Origin of the sequence: Spirillospora sp. NPDC046719 (genome assembly GCF_040645715.1) — a bacterium.
GTDB lineage: Bacteria > Actinomycetota > Actinomycetes > Streptosporangiales > Streptosporangiaceae > Spirillospora.
Genome location: NZ_JBEYYT010000067.1, coordinates 25,094 through 32,089, shown reverse-complemented (window position 1 = coordinate 32,089; position 6,996 = coordinate 25,094). Strand labels below are relative to the sequence as shown.

Below are 6,996 nucleotides of genomic sequence, written 5' to 3'. Positions count from 1 at the left end.
GCACCGCGGACCGCCGCCGCCCGGCGCCCGAGGCCCGGCGTCCGGCGCCCGGAAAGAAGGGGCGCGGGACGCGGGCGGGCACCCGTCCATCCCCCTTCGACGAGATCGATCGACCTGTTCGCGAGGAGTTCCCGATGCCCTACCTGGTGGCGGCCGTGGTGTTGCTCGGCGTGGCCTGCCTGCTGAACATGCTGCTCACGATGGGGATCCTGCGGCGGTTGCGGGCCGACGCCGGCCGCCCCGCCGCGGCGGACCTGCCGTTCGAGCTGGGGCCGGGCGCGTCCATCGGGGAGTTCGCCGCCGTGACGACGGACGGCGAGCCGGTGGACCACGACGTCCTCGGCGGCGTCGTCGCGTTCCTGTCCGCCGACTGCCCGGCCTGCCACGACCTGCTGCCCGAGCTCGTCGAACGGGCCCGCCGGCTCGACCGCGACGACGTGCTGGTGGTGGTCGGCGGGGACGACCCGGAGACCGTGCGGGCGCTGAGCCCGGTGGCGCGGGTCGTCGCGGCCGAGGCCGACGGCGGGCCGGTGGCGCGGGCGTTCCGGAACACCTGGACCCCGGCGCTGTACCTGGTCGGCGACCGGCGGGTCCTCGCCACGGCGGGACGGGTCGGCGACCTGCCCGACCCGCCGGGGGCGCGGCGGCCGTCCGGGCAGGCCGCCGGCAGGCACTGAGCGGTGGGCGACTCCCCCGCCGGCGGCATGCGCGTCGGCGCCGCCGGCCTGTGGGCCGCCGCCGTGCGGGCCGTCGCGCTCATCCGGCGGTCGGCCAGGGTGGGCGCGCCGCTCTTCGTCGTGCTGACGCTCGCCGCGTCCGCGGCGCCGATCGCGACCGCGTGGCTGACCAAGACGGTGATCGACCGGCTGACGACCCCGCACGGCGCGGTCGGCGGCCCGGCGCTCGGGCTGGCCGCGACCGGGCTCGCCGCGGCGGCCCTGCCGGTGGCCGTCCACTACCTGAGGGCGCAGATCGGCCGGTCCGCCGGCCTGGCCGGGACCGACCGGCTGTTCGCCGCGGCCGAGCGGCAGGTCGGGCTGCGCAACTTCGAGGACCCCGCCTACCAGGACCGGCTCAGGCTCGCCCAGGAGGGCGTCGGCCGGGTCCCCGAGATCGTGGACGGCATCGGCGGCGGCCTCGGCGGCGCGGCGTCCCTGCTCGGCTTCCTCGGCTCGCTGCTCCTGATCAGCCCGGCCATGACCGCCGTCGTCCTCATCGCCGCGGTCCCCGCGCTCGCCGCCGAGATCCTGCTCACCCGGCGCCGGTCGGCGATGGAGTGGAGCATCGAGCGGTACCACCGCCGCGAGTACTTCTACGGGCAGCTCCTCACCGGGACGGCCGCCGCTACCGAGATCCGCCTCTTCGGCATCGGCGCCTTCCTGCGCGGGCTGATGATGCGGGAGCGGCGGAGCGCCAACGCCGAGAGCCGGCGGATGGACCTCCGCGAGCTCCGGACGCAGGGCGGGCTCACGGTCATGAGCGCGGCGGCGGCCGGGGCCGGGCTGTGGTGGGCGGTCACGGCGGCGCGGCGCGGCGAGATCGGCATCGGGGACGTGTCCATGTTCCTCGCGGCGGTCGTCGGCGTGCAGGGGGCGCTCGGGACGCTCACCGCGGCGATCTCCGGAGGGCAGGCCCGGCTACTGGCTTTCACCCACTTCATCGCCGTCACCGACGCCGAGCCCGACCTGCCGAAGGCGCTGGACGGGGACGCGCCGCCGCTGCGGAAGGGCATCGAACTGCAGGACGTCTGGTTCCGCTACAGCGACGACCATCCGTGGGTGCTGCAGGGCGTCGACCTGACGATCCCGCAGGGAAGCGCCGTCGCGCTCGTCGGCCTCAACGGCGCCGGGAAGAGCACCCTCGTCAAGCTGCTCTGCCGGATGTACGACCCGACCAAGGGCCGGATCCTCTGGGACGGCGTCGACCTGCGCGACATCCCGCCCGCGCGGCTGCGCGAGCGCATCAGCGCGGTGTTCCAGGACCATATGAACTACGACATGACTGCCGGTGAGAACATCGCGCTCGGCGACCTCACCGCGCTCGGCGACCGGGACCGCCTCCGGCAGGCGGCCGTCCGGGCGGGCGTCGACGGCACGCTCTCCTCGCTGCCGCGCGGCTACGACACCCCGCTCACCCGGATGTTCGTGCTCGGGGCGGACCAGGACGACCCGGTGACCGGCGTGGTGCTTTCCGGCGGGCAGTGGCAGCGGCTCGCGCTGGCCCGCGCGCTGGTGCGGGAGGGCCGGGACCTGATGATCCTCGACGAGCCCAGCTCGGGCCTCGACCCCGAGGCCGAGCAGGAGGTCCACGCCCGCATGCGGGAGCACCGCGAGGGCCGCACCAGCCTGCTGATCTCCCACCGGCTCAGCGCGGTCCGCGACGCCGACCGCATCGCGGTCCTGCGGGACGGGCGGATCGTCGAGCATGGGACGCACGACGCGCTGCTAGCGGCGGACGGCGGCTACGCCCGGCTCTTCCGCATGCAGGCCGCCGGCTACCAGCAGGAGGTGCCATGACGCTCGCGCGCTCCGCCGCGGGAACGCTGATGGCCGCCGGGCTGCTGGCGCTGGCGGTCCGCCGCGTCCTCATCGTCACGACCGTGGACGGCGCGAGCATGGAACCGGGCCTGCGGTCCGGCGGCCGCGTGCTCGTCCGCAGGACGAGGCGCGCCCGCCGCGGCCAGGTGGTGCTCTTCTGGGCCGCGGACGGGCAGGACGGGACGGACGGGAACGGGCGTCCGGCCGCCCGGCGCGGGACCCTGCTCCTCAAGCGGGTCGTGGCCGTGCAGGGCGACACGCTTCCCGCCGACTGGGCCGACCCGGACGTGGAGGGGATCGCCGGAACCACCGTGCCGCGCGGCTCCCTGGTGGTCCTGGGCGACAACCGTCCGACGAGCTGGGACTCCCGGCACTACGGGTACGTCTCGGGCGACCGGCTGGTAGGTGTCGTGATCCGCGCCCTGCCCGCTCCCACTGCCCGGTAGCGGTGGTTGCTCTGGCCGAACACGGCGTCGATGGCGAGCAGCCGCTTCAGGCAGTGGCCGACGGGCGGCGGGCGCGGGAGGCCGCCGCCAGCAGCAGCAGGACCGCCCCCGTCCCGAAGACGGCGTTCCCGGTCAGGGCGGTCGCGACGGGGACGCCCATCTCCTCGGCATGCGTGAAGCCCACCCACACGTAGGTGAGCAGAGCGCCGCCCGCCAGCGCCAGACGATGGGACGGGCCCCAGCCGCGGCTCCGCGACCAGCGCGCGCACACCGCGACCGCCGCGACGAGCACGACGAACCACGCCGCCACCGGCCACCAGACCGAGAGCCCCTCGGGCAGCCGGTCGCGCAGCCAGTAGAGGCTCGTGACGGCGAAGGCCGCGGCGCCGACCGTCCACGGGCTCGGCGCATCCGCGTCCACCTGCGGCTTGGCCGCCGGACGGCGTCCCAGGACGAACGCCGCGACGATCAGCCCGACGATCGCGACGCCCGCGACGGCGAACTGGCGCGGCGAGGCGACGAAGTGCTCCGACCGCGCCTGCGCGACGCCCAGCAGGACCGAAGCGGCCACGAAGAGCAGTCCGGCGGCGGGCAGCCCGGCCCGTCCGAGCCACGGCCGGCGCGGATCGCGCGTGAACGCCTCGACGAGCGCGATCGGGACGCAGATGCTCCAGATCGTGTGCATCGACACGACGTCCTCCAGCATCTCGACGCTGGTGCCGAGCAGCGGGATGTGCGTGGCCGCGTAGGCCGAGCCCATGTCGAACCCGCCGTAGTGCGGGTTCCACAGCATCTGGTCGACCGGGCCCTCCTCGATCAGCGCGTAGGCGGCGGCGAGGACGACCATCGTCGGCCGGCCGCGCCCGGTCCGCCGGGCCGTCTCGCGCACCAGCAGCGCGCCGCCACCGTACAGCGGGGCCAGCATGACCAGGCCGGGCAGCTCGGTGATCGGCTGGTTGCCGAGCAGGAACTCCCCCACCAGGGGCGCGAGCAGGAACAGCGCCAGGGCGGGCACGAACCGGCGGCGGCGCACGGAACGGAACATGCTCGCGAGCCTAGGAACGGGCACCCGCACGCCGAATCGGCCAACGGTCGACGCCCGGATGGCCACCTGGCGGTGCCGCTCGCTACCTCGGTCCGTGCTCGTCCGGCTCGTCCGGCGCACCTCACGGGTCGCGGACGCCGATCGCGGCCGCGAGCGCGAACGAGCCGAGGCCGATCAGGGCCGCGGTCGCGGCGACCGCGCCCAGGTCGAAGAGCCGGCCGATGAGCAGGTCGCCCGCGAAGGAGAACAGCCCGGCGGCGGACTGCAGGACGCCGTAGTAGGCGCCGAAATGTCCGACAGGGGCGTGGCGGGCGGTGCGTTGAAAGACCGCCGGCTGGATCAGCCCGTTCGACAGGCCGTTGAGGACGGCCGCGATCAGCAGCGGGACCGTCCGGGTGCCGTCCAGGGGCGCGAGGACGCAGAACGCCGCCGCGGCGCACAGCAGGCCGAGGCGCAGCACCCAGGGACGTTCGCCGCGGCGGCCGGCGGCCACGAAGGGCTGGGCGGCCGCCGCGACCGCGGCCAGGACGCAGAAGCAGAGCGTCGCCGCCGCCGGAGTGAAGTCCAGGAGCGGGACGGCGGTGAGCAGGCCGTTGGCCAGCAGCGTCGTCGGCGAGGCCGCCAGCGCGAAGAGCAGGAAGGAGCGGTCGCCGAACACCGTGCGCACGCCCGCGAAGAGCTCCCGACGGCGTCTCACCGCGGGCTGCGGGCTGCGTTGAGGCACGAGGAGGAACAACACGCCGCCGGTCGCCCACAGGGCGGCCGCCGTCGCGGCCAGAGGAGTGAAGCCTCGGCCGACGGAGAGGATCGCAAGGCCCATGACCGGGCCGAACACCGTCGCGACGTGCTGCACCGCGACGTAGCCGGCGAACCCACGCGACCGGCGGTCGGGGCCGACCCCGGCCAGCAGGCACTGCGCCGCGGGGTTGTAGAGCGCGCCGCCGAGGGCGAGGACGACGGCCGCGCACAGCAGCGGCCCTACGCCGTCGACCGTGCCGAGCAGGACGAACCCCAGCGCGCGCAGGACGCAGGCGATCGCTCCGGTACGGCGGGGCCCGAGCAGGTCGGTGATCGCGCCGACCGGCAGCAGGAGCGCGGACTGCAGGCCCACCTGGACGCCGAGGATCAGCCCGACCGTTCCGGCTAGCAGGCCAAGGTCGTGCCGCAGGTGGGCTACCAGGTGCGCCGCGACCGCGAAGAAGCCCAGGCAGGAGGCGAGCTGGATCGCGACCACGGTCGTGATCACCCGGCGGTCGGGCGGCCTCCCGGTGGAGCGGGCCCCTGCCGGGGCGGGACTATCGACGATCACCCGCCGCAGCACACCAGAAAGACGGGCGATGTCCCAACACGGGAGGCCCCTCGCCTCCTGACCACCAGCGAACATACGCTTGCGGCTATCGATTGATGATCGATATCGGACTTGGACGCCGCCGGAACGGCCGTGCTGTCATGGCCGCCATGCCCAGCGCGCGACCCCCTTGCGAAGCCGAAGGCGGCCACCACCCGACGCCCTTCGAGCGGTCCGGGCCGTCCAGGCGCGCCCTGCTGATCGGCTCGGCGCTCCTGCCGCTTGCGGGATGCGACGACCAGCACCAGTCGAGCCCGAGGCCGTCAGCGTCGGAGCGCCGCACGACCGCTCCCCCGGACGATTCGCAGTTCGCCGCGCTGGAGCGCAAGCACCACGCCCGCCTCGGCGTCTACGCCGTGGCCACCGGCACCGGCGCCGCGGTGGCCTACCGCGCCGACGAGCGGTTCGCGTTCTGCTCCACCTTCAAAGCGCTCGCCGCGGCGGCGGTGCTGCACGGCAACCCGCTCGGCCATCTCGACAAGCGCGTCACCTACACCAAGGCCGACGTCGACTCCATCTCGCCGATCACCGAGAACCACATCGCGACGGGGATGACCGTCGGGCAACTGTGCGACGCGGCCATCCGGTACAGCGACGGCACCGCGGGCAACCTGCTGATGCGCGACCTCGGCGGTCCCGCCCGGCTGACCGCCTACCTGCGCGGCCTCGGCGACACCGTGGGCCGCATGGACGACTACGAGCCGGAACTCAACAAGATCGGCCCGGGCGACCCACGCGACACCACCACGCCCCGCGCCATCGCCGCCGACTACCGCGCCCTCGTCCTCGGGGACGCGCTGCCCGCGGACAAGCGCGCCCTGCTCAAGGGCTGGATGCTGCGCAGCATGACCGGCGCCACCCGCGTCCGCGCCGGGCTGCCGAAGGGATGGACGGTCGCCGACAAGACCGGCAACGGCAACTGGGGCCGCGTCAACGACGTCGCCGTCGTGTGGCCGCCGCGGACGCCCCCGCTGGTGATGGCCGTCATGACCGACCGCCGCGGATACGGCGCGCCCTACAAGGACGCCCTGATCGCAGAAGCGGCCACCCACATCGCGGCCCGGCTCATGACCTGACCGCTCCCGCTGAGAGTAAGAGGCCGAGGCCGCGAAATGGTCGCCGGGGCTTGCCGGAAGAAGAGCGCTGAACTGTACTGAAGCGGAGGCGGCCGAGGCCGATCGCCGTCCCCGCTTTCTCCGTTCCGCGTCAGGGATTCGCCGATGAACAGTTCACGGAAAGGCGCCGTCGGCCTGACGGTCGTCGCGCTGGTCATCTGGGCGGTCTTCATCGTGTGGTGGGCCGAGACCGCCTCCTCGGCCGCGCATCACCTGAGCGCCACCGACTGGCAGGGCAACCACCGGACCAAGGTGCGCCTGCTGTTCAGCGCATGCGTGATCGGCGGGCTTCCTCCGCTGGGCGCCGCCCTCGGCTGGGTGGCGGGGCCGCTGACGGCGCCTTCCAGACCGGTCGCCCTAGCCACCGCGTGGGGCTTCCTGTCCGGCACGCTGGGCCTGGGAGTGTGCGCCCTCGTCGAGTTCGGAATCGCCCTGTCCCGCATCGAGTTCGTCTTCTAGCCCGGCCGAGCTAGAAGACGAAGCGTCCGGCTGCGCCGCGTCGCGA

7 protein-coding genes are annotated in these 6,996 nt (G+C 74.4%); 5 read left to right on the top strand and 2 right to left on the bottom strand.

Annotated features, from left to right (window positions below; translation table 11 throughout):
• The 3 genes from ABZ914_RS14755 to ABZ914_RS14745 all read left to right on the top strand — a co-directional run.
• A partial coding sequence (locus ABZ914_RS14755) for a peroxiredoxin family protein (RefSeq protein ID WP_500193452.1) occupies positions 1 to 677 on the top strand: 677 nt, incomplete at its 5' end.
• A 3-nt stretch (positions 678 to 680) separates the two neighbouring features.
• Positions 681 to 2,516, top strand: coding sequence for an ABC transporter ATP-binding protein (locus ABZ914_RS14750; protein WP_500193451.1), 1,836 nt, complete (start codon positions 681 to 683; stop codon positions 2,514 to 2,516).
• Positions 2,513 to 2,983 carry a S26 family signal peptidase gene (locus tag ABZ914_RS14745; RefSeq protein WP_500193450.1) on the top strand — a complete coding sequence of 157 codons (471 nt, stop codon included), beginning with the start codon at positions 2,513 to 2,515 and terminating at the stop codon, positions 2,981 to 2,983. Before ABZ914_RS14750 ends, ABZ914_RS14745 begins: the two co-directional genes overlap by 4 nt.
• Positions 2,984 to 3,029: 46 nt before the next feature.
• On the opposite strand, the gene ABZ914_RS14740 is transcribed toward ABZ914_RS14745, so the two are convergent.
• Together ABZ914_RS14740 and ABZ914_RS14735 are read right to left on the bottom strand one after the other, a co-directional pair.
• Entirely contained in the window at positions 3,030 to 4,028 is a 999-nt protein-coding gene (locus ABZ914_RS14740) for an AF_0692 family protein (RefSeq protein ID WP_500193449.1), read from the bottom strand.
• Between the two features lie 121 nt (positions 4,029 to 4,149).
• Positions 4,150 to 5,274, bottom strand: a complete 1,125-nt coding sequence (locus tag ABZ914_RS14735) for an MFS transporter (protein ID WP_500193448.1) — start codon at positions 5,272 to 5,274, stop codon at positions 4,150 to 4,152.
• 212 nt (positions 5,275 to 5,486) lie between these two features.
• On the opposite strand from ABZ914_RS14735, the gene bla reads away from it, so the two are divergent.
• Both bla and ABZ914_RS14725 read left to right on the top strand, forming a co-directional pair.
• Positions 5,487 to 6,452 (top strand): class A beta-lactamase, encoded by a 966-nt coding sequence (gene bla / locus ABZ914_RS14730; protein ID WP_500193447.1) that lies wholly within the window; start codon positions 5,487 to 5,489, stop codon positions 6,450 to 6,452.
• A gap of 144 nt (positions 6,453 to 6,596) precedes the next feature.
• Positions 6,597 to 6,950 (top strand): hypothetical protein, encoded by a 354-nt coding sequence (locus tag ABZ914_RS14725; RefSeq protein ID WP_500193446.1) that lies wholly within the window; start codon positions 6,597 to 6,599, stop codon positions 6,948 to 6,950.
• Positions 6,951 to 6,996: the final 46 nt, after the last annotated feature.

Excerpts from the sequence above, each read along its gene's own strand:
- ABZ914_RS14745 (WP_500193450.1), top strand. The coding sequence starts at position 2,513 with ATGACGCTCGCGCGCTCCGCCGCGGGAACGCTGATGGCCGCCGGGCTG.
- ABZ914_RS14740 (WP_500193449.1), bottom strand. The coding sequence starts at position 4,028 with ATGTTCCGTTCCGTGCGCCGCCGCCGGTTCGTGCCCGCCCTGGCGCTG.
- bla (WP_500193447.1), top strand. The coding sequence starts at position 5,487 with ATGCCCAGCGCGCGACCCCCTTGCGAAGCCGAAGGCGGCCACCACCCG.
- ABZ914_RS14725 (WP_500193446.1), top strand. The coding sequence starts at position 6,597 with ATGAACAGTTCACGGAAAGGCGCCGTCGGCCTGACGGTCGTCGCGCTG.